This window comes from Bradyrhizobium vignae, from assembly GCF_004114425.1.
GTDB classification, from domain to species: Bacteria; Pseudomonadota; Alphaproteobacteria; order Rhizobiales; family Xanthobacteraceae; genus Bradyrhizobium; species Bradyrhizobium vignae.
On the sequence record NZ_RDQF01000006.1, the window covers coordinates 35376 to 54582 of the forward strand.

General features: G+C 64.2%; 19 protein-coding genes. 5 read left to right on the forward strand and 14 right to left on the reverse strand.

Going from position 1 to position 19207, the window contains the following annotated elements; all coding sequences use genetic code 11:
* Positions 1–75: 75 nt before the first annotated feature.
* The 10 genes from EAV90_RS06895 to EAV90_RS06940 all read right to left on the reverse strand — a co-directional run bounded on the left by EAV90_RS06895 (position 76) and on the right by EAV90_RS06940 (position 8518).
* Positions 76–849: a DUF3298 and DUF4163 domain-containing protein gene (locus EAV90_RS06895; RefSeq protein WP_129143085.1), complete on the reverse strand. Its 774-nt coding sequence runs from the start codon at positions 847–849 to the stop codon at positions 76–78.
* A gap of 32 nt (positions 850–881) precedes the next feature.
* A complete protein-coding gene (locus EAV90_RS06900; RefSeq protein ID WP_122404164.1) occupies positions 882–1178 on the reverse strand; it encodes a nucleotidyltransferase family protein in 297 nt (98 codons plus the stop codon).
* 37 nt (positions 1179–1215) lie between these two features.
* Positions 1216–3372 carry a methylmalonyl-CoA mutase gene (gene scpA, locus EAV90_RS06905; RefSeq protein WP_129142961.1) on the reverse strand — a complete coding sequence of 719 codons (2157 nt, stop codon included), beginning with the start codon at positions 3370–3372 and terminating at the stop codon, positions 1216–1218.
* Between the two features lie 23 nt (positions 3373–3395).
* Entirely contained in the window at positions 3396–3860 is a 465-nt protein-coding gene (locus EAV90_RS06910) for a GFA family protein (RefSeq protein ID WP_122404163.1), read from the reverse strand.
* On the reverse strand, positions 3857–5728 hold the full coding sequence (locus EAV90_RS06915) for a methylmalonyl-CoA mutase family protein (protein WP_129142962.1): 1872 nt from the start codon (positions 5726–5728) through the stop codon (positions 3857–3859). The genes EAV90_RS06910 and EAV90_RS06915 overlap by 4 nt, the downstream gene beginning before the upstream one ends.
* Positions 5729–5809: 81 nt before the next feature.
* Positions 5810–6301, reverse strand: a complete 492-nt coding sequence (gene folK / locus EAV90_RS06920) for a 2-amino-4-hydroxy-6-hydroxymethyldihydropteridine diphosphokinase (protein WP_122404161.1) — start codon at positions 6299–6301, stop codon at positions 5810–5812.
* A gap of 1 nt (position 6302) precedes the next feature.
* Positions 6303–6671 (reverse strand): dihydroneopterin aldolase, encoded by a 369-nt coding sequence (gene folB / locus EAV90_RS06925; protein ID WP_018315750.1) that lies wholly within the window; start codon positions 6669–6671, stop codon positions 6303–6305.
* Positions 6668–7528, reverse strand: a complete 861-nt coding sequence (folP, locus tag EAV90_RS06930; protein ID WP_129142963.1) for a dihydropteroate synthase — start codon at positions 7526–7528, stop codon at positions 6668–6670. The genes folB and folP overlap by 4 nt, the downstream gene beginning before the upstream one ends.
* Before the next feature lie 191 nt (positions 7529–7719).
* A complete protein-coding gene (locus EAV90_RS06935) occupies positions 7720–8127 on the reverse strand; it encodes a DUF4332 domain-containing protein (RefSeq protein WP_122404159.1) in 408 nt (135 codons plus the stop codon).
* A gap of 25 nt (positions 8128–8152) precedes the next feature.
* Positions 8153–8518 (reverse strand): DUF2267 domain-containing protein, encoded by a 366-nt coding sequence (locus EAV90_RS06940; RefSeq protein WP_129142964.1) that lies wholly within the window; start codon positions 8516–8518, stop codon positions 8153–8155.
* A 349-nt stretch (positions 8519–8867) separates the two neighbouring features.
* On the opposite strand from EAV90_RS06940, the gene EAV90_RS06945 reads away from it, so the two are divergent.
* The 3 genes from EAV90_RS06945 (at position 8868) to EAV90_RS06955 (ending at position 13408) form a co-directional block, all read left to right on the forward strand.
* Positions 8868–10487, forward strand: coding sequence for a helicase HerA-like domain-containing protein (locus tag EAV90_RS06945; RefSeq protein ID WP_122404157.1), 1620 nt, complete (start codon positions 8868–8870; stop codon positions 10485–10487).
* 173 nt (positions 10488–10660) lie between these two features.
* Positions 10661–11989 carry a glycosyltransferase family 87 protein gene (locus tag EAV90_RS06950; RefSeq protein ID WP_164936816.1) on the forward strand — a complete coding sequence of 443 codons (1329 nt, stop codon included), beginning with the start codon at positions 10661–10663 and terminating at the stop codon, positions 11987–11989.
* Between the two features lie 24 nt (positions 11990–12013).
* Complete coding sequence (locus EAV90_RS06955; protein ID WP_122404155.1) at positions 12014–13408, forward strand: M20/M25/M40 family metallo-hydrolase; 1395 nt, start codon at positions 12014–12016, stop codon at positions 13406–13408.
* A gap of 128 nt (positions 13409–13536) precedes the next feature.
* Here EAV90_RS06955 and EAV90_RS06960 read toward each other — a convergent pair whose 3' ends face one another.
* Positions 13537–14316, reverse strand: a complete 780-nt coding sequence (locus tag EAV90_RS06960) for a class II aldolase/adducin family protein (protein ID WP_122404154.1) — start codon at positions 14314–14316, stop codon at positions 13537–13539.
* Positions 14317–14504: 188 nt separating this feature from the next.
* On the reverse strand, positions 14505–16154 hold the full coding sequence (locus EAV90_RS06965; RefSeq protein WP_122404153.1) for a glycosyltransferase family 39 protein: 1650 nt from the start codon (positions 16152–16154) through the stop codon (positions 14505–14507).
* A gap of 302 nt (positions 16155–16456) precedes the next feature.
* Between EAV90_RS06965 and EAV90_RS06970 the strand changes: the two genes are divergently transcribed.
* Together EAV90_RS06970 and EAV90_RS06975 are read left to right on the forward strand one after the other, a co-directional pair.
* Entirely contained in the window at positions 16457–17317 is an 861-nt protein-coding gene (locus EAV90_RS06970) for a DUF308 domain-containing protein (RefSeq protein ID WP_122404152.1), read from the forward strand.
* Between the two features lie 146 nt (positions 17318–17463).
* Positions 17464–17880, forward strand: coding sequence for a Ros/MucR family transcriptional regulator (locus tag EAV90_RS06975; RefSeq protein WP_122404151.1), 417 nt, complete (start codon positions 17464–17466; stop codon positions 17878–17880).
* Between the two features lie 139 nt (positions 17881–18019).
* Here EAV90_RS06975 and EAV90_RS06980 read toward each other — a convergent pair whose 3' ends face one another.
* The gene (locus EAV90_RS06980; RefSeq protein WP_122404150.1) at positions 18020–18448 is read right to left on the reverse strand and encodes a SufE family protein; all 429 of its coding nucleotides are present in this window, start codon (positions 18446–18448) and stop codon (positions 18020–18022) included.
* A gap of 68 nt (positions 18449–18516) precedes the next feature.
* Positions 18517–18957 carry a DUF5330 domain-containing protein gene (locus EAV90_RS06985; protein WP_129142966.1) on the reverse strand — a complete coding sequence of 147 codons (441 nt, stop codon included), beginning with the start codon at positions 18955–18957 and terminating at the stop codon, positions 18517–18519.
* Between the last annotated feature and the right edge of the window lie 250 nt (positions 18958–19207).

The following is a 19207-nucleotide window of genomic DNA, read 5'->3' on the forward strand; positions in this document are numbered from 1 at the left end:
TAGTCGGCTTTGCGGCGGGGCCGCAAGGTAGCGCTACCAACGCGTTGTGAGCAACGCGCGCCGGCTCAAGGCTGATTACTGCCCTTCGTCCCCGTCGGTCTTCGGCCGCTGGCCGCCGAAAATTCGCAGACCTTCCGGCGAGAGATGGGGCTTCAAGGCTTCCCACGGAACGAAGGCGCCGTATGCGCCCTCGACATAGGGGCCGACGGCATAGGGTGGATAGTAGAACTTGAGGCCGGCGCTCTTTCCGATCTCGGTTGACGGCGCGAGGGTCACTGCGCCGATCTTCAAGAGGCTTGGCTTGATATTCTTGACCCAATCGTCGCCGTCCACGTCGGGCACATCACGCTTCTTCTTCTCGATCCTGAGCGAGGCGATCACGGCCTTCGTCATCGCCTTCATGGTTGGGCCGTTGTCGGCGGTTTCGTTGAAGAATGGGCGGATCGAGATGCGCTTGTTCTCGGTTCTGTCCCACAAGATCGTGTTGGTGTCGGAATTGGGATGCGCGCCGAGAGTGTCCGTATATTCGGACCTGACGATGCTGACATAGCGGCCCCCGACCACCGAATCGACGGTGTAGTTGCGCTCGAATTCCCAGGCGCGATCCCTGAAGAGCTCCGGGTCGGTCTTGCGCGTGGCCGCCGCTTCCGCCGCGCTCTTGTCGAGCCACTTTCTCCCCTCAGCGAGGCAATCGGCCGCGAGGGCAGGATCGGCCCTGATCGTGTCGTCGAGCAGGACGCGCGCCGCGATGTTCTTGGTCTTGAGGACGGCATCGAGCTTGGGATCGGCGGCGAGGGCGGAAAACACGCACGTTGCGCCAAGCGCCAGGGCGACGCTCAAACCGGTCATGAACTTCAAGGATGGTGCTCCTCGCGTGAGCGTCAGAATATTTCCAGAATGTCGTCTGCGCTGTGTGGCGCAAAGCGGGGCGACATCGAGCGGCGAACGGTTGCCTGCGCCCGCAAACCGGTCGCGTCCTCGATGATGTGTTCGACATCGATCAGGTTTAGTAGCGAGAAAGTGGTCTCAGGTTCGACCTCGACCAGAATGTCGATATCGCTGGCGGCGCGGTAGTCTTCGCCTGCCCGCGAGCCGAGAATGGCAAGCTTCGAGACGCCCTTGCCTTTGATGGCGTCGGCGTTCTTGCGTATCGCCGCGATGATTTCGTCGCGTGTCATGGACACAATCTGGCCGGCTACACGGCCAGTCCATCATCTACTCCGCTGCCTCGCTATGGCCGAGCCGGGCATTCAGCTTGCGGATCAGCTCCTCGGCCGCATCCGCGATCACCGTGCCGGGTGGGAAGATGGCCTCGGCGCCGGCCGCGTAGAGCGCATCGTAATCCTGCGGCGGCACTACCCCGCCGACGATGATCATGATGTCGTCGCGGCCCTGCTTCTTCAGCGCGGCTTTCAATTCCGGCACCGCGGTAAGGTGGGCGGCGGCGAGCGATGAGACTCCGAGAATGTGGACGTCGTTCTCGACGGCCTGCCGTGCGGCTTCGTCAGCGGTGGCAAACAACGGCCCGATGTCGACGTCGAAGCCGATATCGGCAAATGCCGACGCGATCACCTTCTGGCCGCGATCGTGGCCGTCCTGGCCGATCTTGGCGACCAGGATGCGCGGGCGGCGGCCTTCCGCCTCCTCGAACGCGTCGATCAGCGCCTGAACCTTCTCGACCCGATTGCCCATGCTGGACGCCTCCCGTTTGTAGACGCCGGTGATGGACTTGATCTCGGCGCGGTGGCGGCCGAACACCTTTTCCATCGCGTCCGAAATTTCGCCGACGGTCGCCTTGGCGCGTGCCGCGTCGATCGCGAGCGCGAGCAGATTGCCATTGCCTTCACCGGCCGAGCGCGTCAGCGCGGCGAGCGCGGCATCGACGTCCTTCTGGTTGCGTTCGGCTTTCAGCCGCTGGAGCTTGTCGATCTGAAGCCGGCGGACATTGGTGTTGTCGACCTTCAGGATCTCGATTTTGTCCTCGTCGGTCGGCCTGTACTTGTTGACGCCGATCACCGCCTGCTTGCCGGCATCGATGCGGGCTTGCGTCTTGGCCGAGGCCTCCTCGATGCGCAGTTTTGGCACGCCGGCTTCGATGGCTTTTGCCATGCCGCCGAGCTCCTCGACCTCCTGGATGTGGCCCCACGCCTTGGCCGCGAGGTCGCGCGTCAGCCGCTCGACACAGTACGAGCCACCCCAGGGATCGATGATGCGGTTGGTGCCACTCTCCTGTTGCAGGAACAGCTGGGTGTTGCGGGCGATGCGCGCCGAGAAGTCGGTCGGCAAGGCCAGCGCTTCGTCAAGCGCATTGGTGTGCAGCGACTGCGTGTGGCCTTGGGTGGCCGCCATCGCTTCCACCGTGGTGCGCATCACATTGTTGAAGACGTCCTGCGCGGTCAGCGACCAGCCCGAGGTCTGGCTGTGCGTGCGCAGTGACAGCGACCGCGGGTCCTTCGGATTGAACGGCTTCAGCAGCTTCGCCCAGAGCAGCCGCGCCGCGCGCAGCTTGGCGACTTCCATGAAGAAGTTCATGCCGATCGCCCAGAAGAACGACAGCCGCGGCGCGAAGCGATCGACGTCGAGGCCGGCGGCAAGGCCGGCACGCAGATATTCGACGCCGTCGGCGAGCGTATAGGCAAGCTCGAGATCCTGCGTCGCGCCGGCCTCCTGCATGTGATAGCCGGAGATCGAGATCGAATTGTACTTCGGCATCTTTTGCGAGGTGTAGGCGAAGATGTCCGAGATGATCCGCATCGATGGCGCGGGCGGATAGATATAGGTGTTGCGCACCATGAACTCTTTCAGAATGTCGTTCTGAATGGTGCCAGAGAGCTTTTCCGGCGGTACGCCCTGTTCCTCGGCGGCCGCGACGTAGAGCGCGAGGATCGGCAGCACCGCGCCGTTCATGGTCATGGATACGCTCATCTGGTCGAGCGGAATCCCCGCGAACAGCGTGCGCATGTCGTAGATGGAGTCGATGGCAACGCCGGCCATGCCGACGTCGCCGCCGACGCGCGGATGATCAGAGTCATAGCCGCGATGGGTGGCGAGATCGAAGGCGACCGAGAGGCCTTTCTGCCCCGCCGCGAGGTTGCGGCGGTAGAACGCGTTGGAATCCTCAGCCGTCGAGAAGCCGGCATATTGCCTGACGGTCCAGGGCTGATTGACGTACATGGTCGGGTAGGGCCCGCGCAGGAACGGCGCGATGCCCGGATAGGTCTCGAGGAAATCGAGCCCGGCGAGATCCGCCTCGCCATAGACGGGCTTCACCAGAATGCCCTCGGGCGTCAGCCACGGCTCGGCGCTGCCGGCTGGCGCAGCGGGGGCGGTCCGGTCGAAGGCGACGTCGGCGAAATTGGGAATGCGGCTCATGGCTTCAACCATATCAAAAGCACTCAATCATGATCCGGATGCTGATAGCTGACGATGGTCGCCATCTTCTCCGGTCCGTAATTCTGCTGCGTGGTCTGGCTCGGCAGGTTGGCGATGCCGACCACCCAGCCGAGGCGGGATTCGGTGCCGAACTGCCGCGTCGGGATGACGCGGTCGGGGTGGTCGAAGGTGCCGGTCATGATCTCGATCCGGTCGCCGTCGATGCGGCCAAAACTCAGTGGCGTGCCGCAGCCGGCGCAAAAGCCACGCTCGGCGATGGTGGAAGAGCGGAAGAACGAGGGCTGTCCCTTAGTCCAGGCAAAGTCCGTCTTGTTGATATCGGCAAAGGAGGCGAACGGCGCGCCGCTCGCCTTCTGGCACATCCGGCAATGGCAGATCGAAATCCTGGTCGGTGCCGTCATGACTGCAAAGCGCACGGCGCCGCATTGGCAGCCGCCGGTGAGAACGGGTTTGCCGGTTTCAGTCATGGCTGCTCCATCCGTCGATAGGCGTCTTGCAGCGTCTCAAGCGCGTCGCCTCCGGCGAAGACAAAGCCCGTGACGCCGGCCGCGCGCAGCGCCGCCTCGCCATCGGTCGGGCGGCCTGCCAGATAGATATGTCTGCTGCCCACCGTTTGCAGCGCCCGGGCGGCCGGTTCCGCCTGACCGGCATAGACCTTGTCGCTGGAACAGAGGCAGGCGAGCTCCGCGCCGGAGGCCTTGAAGGCGGCGGCCAGCTTGGCCGGATCGGTAAAGCCCTCGCTGTCGATGGCCTGGATGCCGCCGGCTTCGAAGAAGCTTTTGGCGAAAGTCGCGCGCGCCGTGAAATCGGCTGGCGTGCCGAGATTGGCCAGGAAAACCTTTGGCCGCGTGCCCCGCACCTTCAGCGCCGCGTCGGACTTGTCGCGCAGCGCCTCAAACGGTTCCGCCAGCCGGATCGGCGGCAGCGCCTCGAACTTGTATCGCTGTTCCCCATAGGGCGGAAGGACGATCGGCGTTGCCTTCAGTACGGTGGCTTCGCTCTCATGGAGATTCGGAAACTCGCTGGCACCGGTCAGCACGTCGCGGCGCTTTGCGATATTGGCGTCGCGCGCCTTTCGCGCGCCCGCGACCTTGCTCTGGAACACGCCCTGCTGAAGCGCCGCGAAAGCGCCGCCGGCTGTCTCGCTCTCCTGGAACAGCGCCCAGGCCGCTTCGCACAGTTGCCCTGTCAGCGTCTCGATGCCGCCTGCGCCGGCTGCGGGATCGCTGACCTTGGCGAGGTTGCTTTCTTCCAGCAGCAGAAGCTGGGTATTGCGCGCCACGCGGCGCGCGAACGGATCGGGCAGGCCGAGCGCCAGCGTATGCGGCAGCACGGTGATCGCGTTGGCGCCGGCCAGTCCTGCCGCGAACGTTGCCATGGTCGCGCGCAGCATGTTCACGTAAGGATCGCGCTGCGTCAGCATGCGCCATGCCGTATCGGCGGCGATGAACAGCGGCTTTGGCGCGAGCCCGCAAGCGGTCTCGATGCGCGCCCACAACAGCCGCAGCGCGCGGAATTTGGCCATGGTCAGGAACTGATCGGCATCCGCAGCAAGGCGCGCATAGACCATGCCCTGCGCCTGCTCGAGGGGGATGCCGGCGCCTTCGATGGCGCGTAAGTAAGCGACGCCGCAGGCAAGCACGAAGGCAAGCTCCTGCACTTCCGAACCACCGGCATCATGGATCACGCGCCCGTCGGCGGACGCAAACGGTCCCTTGAAACGGAGTGCGGCCAGGCCCTTGATGGCGCCGGTGATGGCCGGAACGATCTCGTCCCAGGTATAGGGGCTGTGGCCCCACGCTGCGGCGGCCGCGAGCGGATCGAGCCCGAAGCGGATGTTGCAGGCTGCGGGATCGAACCCCTTGCTCTCGACATATTCCGCGACATGGATCGCGGCCATGCGCGATTGCGGTCCGATCTCGAGCTCGATGCCGATCCCTGCGTCGAGATGTATCCCGCTCAACACCTTGGCAACGGCGTCGGCCGTAGGTTCCAGGCCAAATCCATGGGCCGCATTGCCGCCGGCGAACACCAGCGCGAGCCCCGTCGCGCCGTTCTCCAGATCCTGCAAGGCCTGCGCATTCGCGAGCGCCGTATCGGGATGGTCGATCCGCTGCATGATCTGCCACGGCGCCGCCGCCGGCCGGCCGACCACGGGCGCAACGCCCTTGGCGCGCGGATAGAGCGGATCGATCTTGAGACCGTCATAGGTCTTGCCGACCAGCTTCTCGAACGGCGCGCCCTTCAGCACGCCGTCGACCAGCTTGCGCCAGTCCTCGACGGTGGCTTTGGGAAAATCCGCCGCCAGCGGCAGGTCGTCAGTCACGGAGGTCATGCGGCGATGGGCTCCCGAAAATCTTGTTATTCGCAGGCGAAATTGCCACGGCCGACCGTCCCTGCAAACGGTTGTTTTTGGTTAGCCGGTATCCGGAAGCCGCTCAATGCCTTGCGTCGAGACGCTGGCGAGCCCGTCACGCACGCGAATGCCTGAGATGATGCGGTCGGGCGCGATTTCGGCCAGCGGCACCAGCACGAAGGCGCGCTCGAACAGGCGTGGATGCGGCAGCGTCAAATCCGGCTTCTGCAAACTGACGTCGTCATAGGCGATCATGTCGAGATCGAGCGTGCGCGGGCCCCAGCGCCGTTCCTTGGTCCGCGTGCGGCCGAATTTCTGCTCGACTTTCTGCAGCACGAACAACAGCGCGTGTGGATCGAGACTGGTCTCGATCTCGATGCAGGCGTTGATGAAGGGAGCCTGGTTCTCATCGCCCCAGGGCGGGGTCGTATAGTCCGACGAGCGCGCGATCAGCGCGGCCTGCGCCATGCCGCAGATATGCGCGATCGCCTTGGCGAAGGTCGCGCGGACATCGCCGACATTGCCGCCGAGTGCGATCAGCACGCTCGCCATATTACGGATGCCGAGAGCGGGTCAGCATGATGCCGACGTCGTCGAAGATCGCAGCGATCGGCGCGTGCGGCTTGTGCACGGTGACCTTCACCGCGCGGATGCGCGGGAAGTGCGACAGGATGGCATCGGCGACCGCGCCGGCGGCGCGCTCCAGCAGCTTGTAGTTGGTGTTCTTGAACGCCGCCGTCGTGGTCGCGACGACATCCGCGTAGGACACGGTGTCGGCGAGCCGGTCACTGCGCGACGGCTCCGACAGATCGGTGTAGAGTTCGAGGTCGATGACGAAACGCTGGCCGACCTCGGTTTCGTGATCCATCACGCCGTGGCGGGCATGGATCGACAGGCCGGTGACGAAGATCGTATCGGTCATTGCTTGCTCTCGATTGCATGCGCCACCCGCAGGGCCTGCAGGGTTTCGGCGATGTCATGGGTCCGGATGATCTTCGCACCGCGTTGCGCGGCGATCAGATGTGCCGCGATCGAGCCGGCGAGCCGCTCCGATGGCTCCGACGGCGACACCGAGGCGATGAAGCGTTTTCGCGAGGCACCAACGAGGGTCGGCAGGCCGAACATGTCGAGTTCGCGCAAGCGCGCCAGCGCGATCATGCTCTGCTCGGCCGTCTTGCCGAAGCCGATGCCGGGATCGAGCACGATGCTCTCGCGCGCGATGCCGGCTTTTGCGGCGATGTCCAGCGAGCGCAGGAAGAATGCTTTCATGTCCGCGACGATATCGATGGCGGGATCGACACTGTCGCGGTTGTGCATGACGATGACGGGGACGCCCCTTGCGGCGATCAACGGCGCCATGTCGGCATCCCGTTGCAAGCCCCAGACGTCGTTGGCGATCGCCGCGCCCTGATCGAGCGCGAATTTCACCACCTCCGCTTTCATGCTGTCGATCGAAACGGGCACACCGAGCGCCACGACGCCAGCCAGCACCGGCTTCAGCCGCGCGAGCTCTTCCGCCGCCGTGACCGGCCGGGCGCCCTTGTAGGGCCGGGTGGACTCGGCGCCGACATCGATGATGTCGACACCATCGGCGATCATCGCCTGCGCCCGCGCGAGTGCCTGATCTGGTGCGATGAAGGCACCGCCGTCGGAGAATGAATCCGGGGTGATGTTGAGCACGCCCATCACTGCAGGAAGAGGCTGTTCCAGCAGCGTCCGCAGCACATCGGCCCCGGCCGAGCCGGCCGGCGGGACGGAAGGGGAGGGCGAGGCATTCATGCGGCCCGCTTTGCGCGGTTGGGAAGGGGGTGTCAAGACCAACACCCTCCCTGTCATTGCCCGCGAAGGCGGGCAATCCAGTATTCCGAGGCAGTGCGGTGATACGGAGGAGCCATGGCGTGCTGGATACCCGCCTTCGCGGGGTATGACACCGACAGCTAATGCTGCAGGTCGTGCGCGAGACGTCCGGTCTAATACGTGATCTTCGGCGGCAGCTTCTTGGCCTTGGCGATGATGTCGCCGACCGACTTCTCCGACGGCAGGATGCGGACCAGCTTCTTCTTCTCGTTGGCTTCGCGCATGCTCTGCGCCAACCTTGCCGGATTTCGATAGGCGAGCTCGCGCACGGTGGTGACGCCGGCGGCGCGGACCAGACCGACCTTGGCCTTGCCCATGCCGGGAATGCGCATGTAGTCGGAGACGTTGGCCCACTCCAGCAGCGACTGCTCGCTGATTCCCGTCTTGGCGGAAAGCGCCTTGCGGCCCTTCACGGTCGAGGCCGCCTCGAGCAACGCGTCGGTTGTGCGGATTCCTTGCGCCTTCAACTTGTTGGCTGCAAAGGCAGGCAGGCCCTCAATCTCGGAGATCGGATATGTCATGATGCTCGATGTGAAATGCGTGCCTTCAGGCGAACTGCCTGAGGCCCGGCGTCCCCGCAATGATCTTGCCCATCTGATCCGCTCCGATTTCGTCGCGACCGTAGCGGAAAAGTTCACGGGCGACATTTTGAATCTCGGACATGCCGAGCCCCAGACCCATCAGGCGGGTGCCGACGGCCATCAGGCCGCCGCCCATCAGCCGCGACAGGCCGCCGCCGCTCCTGGATGCCTCGATCGCAGCTTCCGCTCCGGAGATTTGGTCGATCAGGGCCTGCACGCTGTCGGAAGGACCCTCACTGCGGAGGAAGCCCAGGATGATGCCGACGGTCTTTTCAGCGACAGCACCATCTATGCCGGCGCTTGCCGCCAGCCGTCCGATCAGCTCGTCCATAAGACCCGCCCCTCAGCCGGTTTACATGCCGGAGTATTGCTTTCGAAAAATGATCTTGAGCCGGTGTGATGTGAAATTCAAGCGATGAACGCACGCGCCGCCGCGATTCAGCTTCGAACGCGCGAAAGGTGTTGCAGTCGTGCAAGAGCCGAGGACGAATCGGCGATAAATTGCCGCGTTGCGAACGGCTCGTTCCCACTTTCGGCTTATGTCGATCGTTCTCGTCCGACAATGTCGCATGCTTGGGCGCGTTGAACGGTTTCAATCGGTGCACGAGATGCGTTAAACTACGGAACTGGTGCATTTGAGTTTCAATACGGGAAACTCGGCAGAGAGATCAGAGAGAATAATGACCGCACAGGACAGCAAGCTCGGCGATACCGACGAGAAGATCTTCGTCGGCAAGGGAGACGAGCAGGCTTGGCTGACGCTGGCGCTCGCCAATCGCCACGGCCTCGTCACGGGTGCAACTGGAACCGGTAAGACCGTATCGCTGCAAGTGATGGCAGAAGGATTTGCGCGCGCCGGTGTTCCGGTCTTCGCAGCCGACATCAAGGGCGATCTCTCCGGCATCTGCCAGGTCGGCGAACCCAAGGATTTCATCGTCAAGCGCGCCACCGAAATGGGGCTGTCATTCCAGCCCGATCAGTTCTCGACGGTGTTCTGGGACGTATTCGGCGAGCAGGGCCACCCGGTGCGCGCCACCGTCACGGAAATGGGGCCGCTTCTGCTTGCGCGCATGCTGGACCTGAACGATGTGCAGGAAGGCGTGCTCAACGTCGCCTTCCGCGTCGCCGACGACAACGGCCTGACTTTGATCGACATGAAGGACTTGCGGGCGCTGCTCGATGCCATCGTGCCCGACAGCGGAAAGAAGGGGGCGGATGCGGAAGAGGATCCGCTCGCCGCCATCCGCAAGGCCGCTCAGGGCTTCGGCAACGTCACCAAAGCGACCGTCGGCACCATCCAGCGCCAGCTTCTGGTGCTGGAGAACCAGGGCGGCACCAAATTCTTCGGCGAGCCGGCGCTGACGCTGAAGGACTTCATGAAGACCGACCGCGACGGACGCGGCATGGTCAACATCCTGGTCGCCGACAAGCTGCTCCAGAGCCCCAGGCTTTATGCGACGTTCCTGCTGTGGATGTTGTCGGAGCTGTTCGAGGAGCTGCCCGAAGCTGGCGATCTGCCCAAGCCGAAGCTCGTGTTCTTCTTCGACGAAGCGCATCTGTTGTTCAACGACGCGCCCAAGGCGCTGATGGACAAGATCGAGCAGGTGGTGCGTTTGATCCGATCCAAGGGTGTCGGCGTCTATTTCGTGACGCAAAACCCGATCGACGTGCCCGACCGCGTGCTCGGACAATTGGGCAACCGGGTGCAGCACGCGCTGCGCGCCTTCACCCCGCGCGACCAGAAGGCGGTCGCCGCTGCGGCGCAGACCTTCCGGCCCAACCCGAAGCTCGACACCGCGAAGGTGATCATGGAGCTCGGCAAGGGCGAGGCGCTGGTGTCCTTCCTCGAGGGCAACGGCACGCCTTCGATGGTGGAGCGGGTGATGATCCGGCCGCCGTCGGCCCGCATCGGACCGATCACGCCGGACGAGCGCAAGGCGATCATGGCTGCAAGCCCGGTGAAGGGCAAATATGACACCGCCGTCGATTCCGAGTCCGCCTACGAGATGATTCAGAAACGCATCGCCGCCACGGCGGCCACGGCGGACGCTCCGGCCGGCGGAGGCGGCGGCATCCTGGGCCAGATCGGCTCGATCGTCGGCACCATCTTCGGTACCAACGTCAAGCGGGGCCGTCTGTCGACCGGCCAGGTCATTGCGCGAGACGTGACGCGATCGGTCACCAATCAGGTGATCGGCGGACTGGCCGCCAATGTCGGCAAGTCGATTGGCGGCCAGCTCGGCGGCTCGATCGGCCGCACCCTGGTCCGCGGCGCGCTCGGCGGATTGCTGCGGCGATAGGCAGAGCGCCTGGTTTGAGGCAGTCGCCGTATCCGGTCATGAAGCTCTAGGACTTTGACCGTCGCCTGATATTTGCTCGTCCGAGCTACCACGGCGCACAATTTCAGGTGAGGGGCTCTGCAAGCCTTCGCCGGTCTGCTAGGTCCTGTGTCGTCGCCGTTCAGGACCACACCGTGAACCCGCCCGCCCAATTAGGCAAGCCTGACGCAGCCAGACGCCCGTCGCTGGGTGCGCCGCTGGATCTGCTTTTTCTGTTCTGCTGCGTCCTCCTGACCGCCGACGTGCTCGTCCCCGAGATTTTAGGGCACGGCAAGACCAAGGACTACTCGCTCTGGTACTGGGCCGGACAGCAGGTCCTGGAGGGTGGGCCGCTGTATCCTGCCACAGCCGTCGAGCATTTCGATTTCATCTATCCACCGCTGCCGGCAATCCTGTTGGCGATCCCGAGCTGGTTCGGCAAGATCCTGCTCTATGTCGTCCTGTCGATCTTGAACGCCGTGGCGTGGTGGTACACCGCGGCGTTCTCCCAGGTCATGACCGGCTCGGACCGCGCGCCGGGTCGTTGGCTCGAGGCGCTGCCGGTCGCCGTCACCGTGACCTTCGTGTTCGACATGTTCGACCTCGGCCAGCCGAACCTTCTCCTGCTGGCGATGATGCTCTACGGCTTCTGGAGCTTGCGGCATCAGCGATCGTGGCTGGCCGGCTTCATGTTCGCGCTCGCCGCCGCCATTAAGGTGTTCCCGATCGCCGTGCTGCCCTATCTGGCCTGGCGGCGCAAATGGGCGGCCCTGGTCAGCACGATCGTCTTCACCGGCATTCTTCTCTATGTCGTGCCGGCACCGATCCGCGGCTTCGAACGCAACGCGGCCGAGCTGGCGACCTGGTACCAGGGCATGGTCGGGACCAGCTCGGAAAAGGGCTTTGGCCAGCGTCGCGAGCAGAACTGGTCGTGGGTCAACCAGTCCCTCATTGCCGTCACGCATCGCCTGGTCCGGCCGATCAACTACAATCAGGACGATCCCAACAAGCCGCCGCGCACCATGAACGTGATCGACGTCGACTACAGGACGGCGAACTGGATCGTGCTTGCGCTGTCGGCGCTGCTCGGGCTCGGCTTCGTTGCGATCATGCCGCGGCAAGCGCGGCGGACGGCGCGCTCGGATGCCGAGGAGCTCGGCATCTTGTTCTGCCTCATGACGGTAGCCTCGCCCTTGGCCCGGCAATACTATTTCATGTGGCTGTACTTCCCGGTGACGGTGTTGATGCATCGCGCCGCATTCGACGAGCGAGCGCAGGTGCGCCTGGGAACCTGGCTCGCCCTGGGTGCCGCCGGCATCCTCATGCTGCTGTCATTGCCGTGGTTTCCGATCGCCTTCCAGGCTTGGGGCAACAACCTCGCTGCGACCGCGGTCCTCGCAGGGTGCCTCGCCTGGCACATCAGGCATCCGCCGCTTGCGGCTAGTCCCGAGGCCGCGCCGGCGCTAAAACCCGGGACCTCTTGAGCCCAACAACTTGGATTCGCAATCATGGCCAATGCGCAGCTCCAATCCGTGCTCGACCACATCGACAAGGATTTCGACAACAGCCTGGAGCGCCTGTTCTCGTTGTTGCGGATCAAGTCGATCTCGGCCGATCCGGCCTTTGCGGATGATTGTAAGGCCGCGGCCGAGCATCTCGCCAAGGACATCGCCAGTCTCGGTGTTGCCACCGAGGTGAGGCCGACCGCAGGCCATCCGGCCGTCGTCGGCAAGACCGGCGCGGGCGGACGGCCGCACGTGCTGTTCTACGGCCATTACGACGTGCAGCCGGTCGACCCGCTCGATCTCTGGCACCGTCCGCCGTTCGAGCCCGTCGTCACCGATCATGCCGATGGCCGCAAGATCATCGTCGCGCGCGGCGCCGAGGACGACAAGGGTCAGGTGATGACCTTCGTCGAAGCCTGCCGCGCCTGGAAGAAGGTGACGGGCTCACTGCCGATCGACATCACCTTCCTGATCGAAGGCGAGGAGGAGGTCGGCTCGAAGAATTTCGTGCCCTTCATCGAGGCCAACAAGGACGAGTTCAAGGCCGACTACGTGCTGGTCTGCGACACCGGCATGTGGAATCCCACCACGCCGGCGATCACGACCTCGCTGCGCGGCCTGCTCTATGAAGAGCTGAAGATCACCGCCGCCAATCGCGATTTGCATTCCGGTGTGTTCGGCGGCACCGCGATGAACCCGATCCGTCTGCTCACCAAAATTCTGGGCGGCCTGTTCGACGACGACAACCGCATCACCATCCCCGGCTTCTATGACGGGGTGAAGGATACGCCGCCCGACATCCTGGAGCAGTGGAAGAAGCTTGATTTCACGCCCGAGACCTTCCTCAAGCCGGTCGGGCTGTCGCTGCCGGCTGGCGAGAAGGGCAGGCTCCTGGTCGAGCAGGCCTCGACGCGTCCGACCTGCGACGTCAACGGCATCTGGGGCGGCTACATCGGCGAAGGCTCCAAGACGGTGATTCCCTCGCATGCCTCGGCCAAGGTCTCGTTCCGTCTGGTGCAGGGCCAGGACCCGCAAAAGATCCGCAAGGCTTTCCGTGATTACGTGACGGCGCGCATTCCCGGCGACTGCAAGGTCGAGTTCGGCGACCATTCCGCCGCGCCCGCAGTTGCGCTCGACTGGACCATGAAGCCGCTCGCTGCCGCCAGCAAGGCGCTGGCCGACGAGTGGGGCAAGGAGACCGTGCTGATGGGATCGGGCGCCTCGATCCCGATCGTCGCCGACTTCAAGCGCACGCTCGGCCTCGACTCGCTGCTGGTGGGCTTTGGCCTCGACGACGACAACATCCACTCACCAAACGAGAAATACGACCTGCGGAGCTTCCAGAAAGGCATCCGCTCCTGGGCCCGCATCCTCGCCGCGCTGGCGGAGGTGAAGTGACCGCGTAGCGCGCCCCGGAATGACGGGCGTGATGAACAAATAAAAACGCCGCCCGGAATTGGGCGGCGTTTCATTCCAAAACGTGCAGAGGTCGTTCGAAAACTACCCTACACGAAATCGCGAAAATCTCAAGACCGGTAGCCCGGAAGCTCGCGGTCGAGCTTGCGCAGCAAGGGCGGCCACACCAGGGTGGTGGCGCGCAGCTCGGCGCGGTCGCGATTGGACAAGAGCTCGGTGTTCTTCTCGATCGCGATCTCCTCGACCGGATAGACCGGCGTGCCCAGCGCACGCGTCCGCACCTGCATCGAGCAGGCGCGCTCGAGATGATACATGCGCTCGAAGGCGGAGGCGACCGAGCGGCCGACCGTCAGCGTGCCGTGATTGCGCAGCAGCATGTGGTTGTGGTTGCCGAGATCCTTCTGCAGCCGCGGCCGCTCGTCGTGATCGAGCGCGATGCCTTCATAGTCGTGATAGGCGAGGTCGTGGGTGACGAGCTGCGCGGTCTGGTTCAGCGGCAACAGGCCTTCCGCGCTGCTCGACACCGCAGTGCCGTCGAGCGTGTGGAGATGCAGCACGCAGATCGCGTCCTCGCGCACTTCGTGGATCGCCGAATGGATGGTGAAGCCGGCCGGGTTGATGCTGTATTCGCTCTCGGACAGCTGGTTGCCGTGCAGATCGACCTTGACGAGGCTGGAGGCCGTGATTTCCTCGAACATCAATCCGTAAGGATTGATCAGGAAGTGATGATCGGGACCGGGGACGCGCGCGGAGATGTGGGTGTCGACCAGATCGTCCCAGCCGTACAGCGCGACCAGGCGATAGCAGGCGGCGAGATTGACCCGTTGCTGCCACTCCGCCTCCGTCATGTTCGACGGCACTTCCCTCAGGCGCGCTTCCGCTGGCGACATGGCAATTTTCTCCGAACATCGTTGTTGCAGGAAGCGACCGTAGTCTTGGGCGGGGCTGGGGGCAAGGCGCGAAGAGCGTGGCTGTCGCGCGTAGCCCGCATGGAGCTTTCACCGTAGCTCGAAGAGCGAAGGCGGAAGCGCCCGGATTTCGCTTGCACTCCGTCCGGGCTACGTACAGGAGAAAATTATTACGGCGCCGGGATCGACAGCAGGCTGGAAATGCTGCGGCCGCGGATGTCGTAGACGCGGGCGAATACCACGTCGTCGCGCTTGATCTCGACCATGACGGGCGCGGTGAGACCCTTGCAGTAGAATTCGCCGAGCGTCATGGCGAAATCGGCTGCGTTGGAATCCCAGCCGATGGTGAAGTCGGGCCCAAGCGCGACCTGGGCCGGGCGCTGCGGACCACACACCGCGACCTTCCATTTGCGGTTTGCAGGCGGCACTTCCTGGCGCTCGACCAGCTGCTCGCGCAGTTCGTCGGAGGCCTGCTTCAGGGCGAGACCCCAATAGTCCAGCATGAAGCGGTCGTCGGCGCCGCGCACGGTTCCCGCGATGTGATTGAAGTGCGTGTACTGATAGGGGTGCAGGCGGATCATCTCGGCGAGCGACAGCGCAAGGCCAAAGCAGAAGGTGCCGAGCAGGACCGGCTGCCAGATGCGGTGATTGGCGCGCAGGCGCTCCATGGCCCAGGCGAAGGCGACACCGCCTAGCACCGCCATCGGCGGGATCACGAAGACGAAATGGCGGATGCCGTTGTACAGGGCCGGGCGCTTCACCATCGCGATCGCGAGCGGCAGGGTCGCAGCCAGCGTCAGCATCAGGAGAATGGTCTTGCGGCGCGCCGGAACGTCGTTCCGCGGCAGCAGCGCAAAGGTGCCGACCACGGCGCCGCCCATCAGCACCAGCATCACTTCGGGCAGCTGCAGCGCGAACAGCGTCGGCAGATAGGACCAGGGCATGTCGGGCACCGACACGATCGCGCCGTCGAACATCTCCTTCCACGGCTTCTCGAAGAAATGCGAGAAGTAGGTCAGCGCCTCGAAGGGATTGCCGGGTTCCATGATCGACCACGGCCAGATCAGGCCCATCACGAGGTAGCCGAGCGTGAGGCCGGGCAGCAGCACATAGACGACATGGGCGAAGCGGCGGACCGACTCGCGCAAACCTTCGGTGCGCAATTCCTCCAAGAACAGCGGCATGAAGCCGAGCACGGCGTAGACCAGTGCGAGCCCGCCGAGAACACGGCAGCCCAGCGAAAGGCCGGCACCCAGGCCGACGATCAGGACCGTGCGCGGCGACGGCTGCGGATATTCCTCTGCGAGCCGGACGAGGCCGAGCATCAGGATGATCATGGCCACCGCGAAGGGTGCATCCTTCGGGTTCATGAACATGTGGCCGTAGAAGATCGGGCAGAGCGCGAGCAGGAGCAGTGCCGCGAGGCCTGCGAGTGGTCCGCCGATGCGGCGGCCGAGCCGCCAGGTCACGGCAAGCCCGATCACGCCGACGATGGCGCCGACCAGACGGCGGGTCTCGAACAGCTCGAGCGGAATGACCTTGTGGAGCAGGGCCGCGATCATGTCGAAGCCGCCGCCATACATGTAGAGGTTGGCGAAGGAGAGCGCCGCCGTGTCCCTGAACCCGGAACCGAACATGCGCAGCAGCAGGTCGGCGTATTCCGCGTGTGTGTAGTCGTCCCAACCCAGCCCGTAGTCCCGGAAGGTCAAGCCCGCAATGACGGCGACCGCGGCCAGCACCAGCATGGCGAGATCGTCGCAGGTTCGTTCGACCGAGCGCCGCTGAGGCGCGTCGATCGCCGAAGTCGTGATGGATGTCATGGCTATCGGTGCCCCGGAATCCCCTTTTGGCCCTGCTGGTGCGCGCGGGCCTGCTCCCCGGACTCCGTATAGCGCAGTTCCATTACCAAGTAATTGGGCATTATGGCTAAATTCCTGATGCGACGCAGCAATTCCGGTTACTTGAGAGCAGCCCAGCAGTAGCGAGCCGGAGCTGAAGGGAATGTGAATAAGTCCCTGATTTCCTTCCCTTTAGGAACACTGCCTAGAATTGGCCGTTGGCGAGGAACATCGTATGGCGGTATCGTGGCCCAGCGGCGGCTGCGCGGCCGGGGGTGAGTTCGATGAATTTGGCATTGTTGATCGTGGGGATTTGCGCCGTCCTGGCGGGTCTCCTTGCGATCATTTTCGGCCTGACGATCAGGGAATTCAGCCTCGGTGGGACTCTCATAATCTCCGGCACCATTGGCGTCTGCTCCGGAATGTTACTGGTCGGCCTGCATCTGGTGCTGCTTGAGCTCAAGAGCGTCGCTCGCCGGCTGGCGGGCGTGGTCGCCCCGTCCGAGGTTCGGGTGAGGCCCGTGCTGCCGGGCCTCGCCGTGCCTGGCGCGGTTGCGCCCGAACCGGTGCCCACCGCGGCGGCGAGAATCGAGCCGGCGCCACCGCCGTCCGCAGGTCCGCCGCCCTGGCAGAGCGAAGCTGCTGCGCGCGAGCGTCCGCGCGTCGAGGGAGCGCAGGAGCCGGAAGCTCCTACGCCGCCCGCCGCTCCAGAGGCGCCCCGCCGCCGCAACCTGCTGTTCGCCTCGACCTCCCGCAAGGAGCGCGAGCGCGCGGAGGCGAAGACCACTGAAGGTGCGCCGCCGCAGCCGCCTGCGGAGCCCCGTGAGGCCCCGGACCTTCCGCCTGCGAGCTTTGACGTTGCCTGGCCGAAGCCGGACCGGATGCGCTCGCCGGAGCCACCGGCCGCCCCGCGCCGTCCGCCGCCGCGCTCCCCGCCGACCTTTGCGGAGGCCGTCCCACCGCCTGCACCCGAGCCGCCACCACCTGCCGAGCCGACACCCGTGACCGTACTCAAATCCGGCGTCGTCGACGGCATGGCCTATTCGCTCTATTCCGACGGCTCGATCGAGGCACAGATGCCGGAAGGCATGATGCGCTTTGCCTCGATCGACGAGCTCCGCGCGCATCTTGACCAGCGCGGTTGAGGTCACGCTTGCAAGTAAAGCGGCGCCGTTCATCAGTAATCAACGCACCGTCGTCAGTTGTCCTATTTCAGCCGAATGTATTCTTGACACGGAATACTGTGATGTCGTCAATCCCGTGAGACTTAAGCGGGAGAAGGAATGGGCGCATGTCGGACGCGGGGGCGAAGAATTTCATCGAGCTGACCGCGAGCATCGTGTCGGCCTATCTCAGCAACAATCCGACGCCGGCGGCTGAGATTCCGAACCTGATCAGCCAGGTGCATGGGGCCCTGGTGCGGGTCTCCTCAGGCCGCACCGAGACCCTACCGCTCGAGCCTGCCAAGCCGGCCGTCTCGCTGAAGAAGTCGATCGCGCCCGACTATCTGGTCTGTCTGGAAGACGGCAAGCGCTTCAAGTCGCTGAAGCGCCATCTGCGCACGCAGTACAACATGACGCCGGAGCAATACCGCGAGAAGTGGGGCTTGCCGGCCGACTATCCCATGGTCGCGCCGAACTATGCGGTGGCGCGCTCGCAGCTGGCCAAGCAGATGGGCTTGGGGCAGCAGCAGCGGAAGCGGAAGTAAAGCTGCTGCAGCTTGCAACGCACTCCGCCCTCATCCGGAAGGAGACCGCGAAGCAAGCGTCTCGAAGGATGGCTGCGGGCGAAGGGCGGGGCTTCATGGTTCGAGACGGCGCTGACGCGCCTCCTCACCACGAGGATTGTCAATAAGCTTCCGCGAGCGCTTCTTTCGCGTCGGTCTTGATGCGCTCGACCATCGAGCGCAGGCCGTTGGAGCGCTGCGGCGTCAGATGATCGCGAAAACCGAACTCATTGAACACGGCGATGGCGTCCGTATCGAGGATCTCCTGCGGCGTGCGGCCCGAATACAGCGCAAGGACGATCGCGACCAGCCCGCGAACAATATGGGCGTCGCTGTCGCCGCGATATTTCAGGATCGGCGCGCCATTGCTGCGATCTATCAGCTTCTGCAGCCAGACCTGGCTGACGCAGCCCTGCACCTTGTTCGCGGCGGAGTGTTCCGCCTCGGGCATCGGTTCCAGGGTACGGCCGAGCTCGATGACATACCGGTAGCGGTCGTCCCACTCGTCCAGAAGCTCGAAATTATCCCTGATTTCGTCGATCGTCGTCATCTTGGCCCACAGTTCCCGTTAAGGCCAATATAGGGACGCGAGGACGTGAAATCGATAGGGTTTGGGCGCTAATTCGCTGGACCTGGCCCGCGCCATTCCAGCGCGAGGTCGTCCTGGGTCAGGGTATCGCGCGGCGCCTCGTTTGCGGCAGCGTCGCCCTCGCCGGCCATCGCGATCGAGCCGGTGTGGTCGGGGGCCTTCTTGTTGTCGTTCTTGCCGTCGTTCTTGTCGTTGGTGATCTGCTCTTTCTTGTCGTTGATGATCTGGTAGAGCTTCTTCGCGCCGTCCTGGGCTCGCTGGCCGATGATGGTCGCGGCCTGGCCACCGACCTCGCAGGCCGCCGGCTGGCGCTTGCAGAACTGGGTCATGTCGGAGACGGCCGCAGTCGCAGCCTGCACCGCGTCGGCGGCGCCGATCTGCGGCAGCTTCTCCGATTCGGGCGTCTTGTCCCGCGGCAGGAGCACCAGCACCAGCCCGAGCCAGAATGTGATGCGAAGCAGAAAGCGCATCTTATCGACCTGTCCGTTAGAATCCGCCCGCGGCGATCTCCGCGGATGCCGGACCTAGCAACCCTCGATAAATCGCAAGTGATTGCCTTGAGCTTAATTCGCGGAAAATTGACGCAAAATTCTTTGGAAGCGGCGGTCTCGTAAATTTTCGATTGATGCCCGGGCCCGTGATTTTGCTGGCCGCAACGCGTCCACCAATTCGAAACCATGCGGACGACGATGAAACCCTGTGTTCACCATCCGTAGCGAA

Bases quoted from the DNA above. Each gene is read 5' to 3' on its own strand.
- EAV90_RS06940 (WP_129142964.1), bottom strand. From the start codon at position 8,518: ATGGACGAGCTGATCGGACGGCTGGCGGCAAGCGCCGGCATAGATGGT.
- EAV90_RS06980 (WP_122404150.1), bottom strand. From the start codon at position 18,448: ATGACGACGATCGACGAAATCAGGGATAATTTCGAGCTTCTGGACGAG.
- EAV90_RS06955 (WP_122404155.1), top strand. From the start codon at position 12,014: ATGGCCAATGCGCAGCTCCAATCCGTGCTCGACCACATCGACAAGGAT.
- EAV90_RS06975 (WP_122404151.1), top strand. From the start codon at position 17,464: ATGTCGGACGCGGGGGCGAAGAATTTCATCGAGCTGACCGCGAGCATC.
- EAV90_RS06965 (WP_122404153.1), bottom strand. From the start codon at position 16,154: ATGACATCCATCACGACTTCGGCGATCGACGCGCCTCAGCGGCGCTCG.
- folB (WP_018315750.1), bottom strand. From the start codon at position 6,671: ATGACCGATACGATCTTCGTCACCGGCCTGTCGATCCATGCCCGCCAC.
- EAV90_RS06915 (WP_129142962.1), bottom strand. From the start codon at position 5,728: ATGACCTCCGTGACTGACGACCTGCCGCTGGCGGCGGATTTTCCCAAA.
- folK (WP_122404161.1), bottom strand. From the start codon at position 6,301: ATGGCGAGCGTGCTGATCGCACTCGGCGGCAATGTCGGCGATGTCCGC.
- folP (WP_129142963.1), bottom strand. From the start codon at position 7,528: ATGAATGCCTCGCCCTCCCCTTCCGTCCCGCCGGCCGGCTCGGCCGGG.
- EAV90_RS06910 (WP_122404163.1), bottom strand. From the start codon at position 3,860: ATGACTGAAACCGGCAAACCCGTTCTCACCGGCGGCTGCCAATGCGGC.
- EAV90_RS06970 (WP_122404152.1), top strand. From the start codon at position 16,457: ATGAATTTGGCATTGTTGATCGTGGGGATTTGCGCCGTCCTGGCGGGT.
- EAV90_RS06960 (WP_122404154.1), bottom strand. From the start codon at position 14,316: ATGTCGCCAGCGGAAGCGCGCCTGAGGGAAGTGCCGTCGAACATGACG.
- EAV90_RS06945 (WP_122404157.1), top strand. From the start codon at position 8,868: ATGACCGCACAGGACAGCAAGCTCGGCGATACCGACGAGAAGATCTTC.
- EAV90_RS06985 (WP_129142966.1), bottom strand. From the start codon at position 18,957: ATGCGCTTTCTGCTTCGCATCACATTCTGGCTCGGGCTGGTGCTGGTG.
- scpA (WP_129142961.1), bottom strand. From the start codon at position 3,372: ATGAGCCGCATTCCCAATTTCGCCGACGTCGCCTTCGACCGGACCGCC.
- EAV90_RS06935 (WP_122404159.1), bottom strand. From the start codon at position 8,127: ATGACATATCCGATCTCCGAGATTGAGGGCCTGCCTGCCTTTGCAGCC.
- EAV90_RS06895 (WP_129143085.1), bottom strand. From the start codon at position 849: ATGACCGGTTTGAGCGTCGCCCTGGCGCTTGGCGCAACGTGCGTGTTT.
- EAV90_RS06900 (WP_122404164.1), bottom strand. From the start codon at position 1,178: ATGACACGCGACGAAATCATCGCGGCGATACGCAAGAACGCCGACGCC.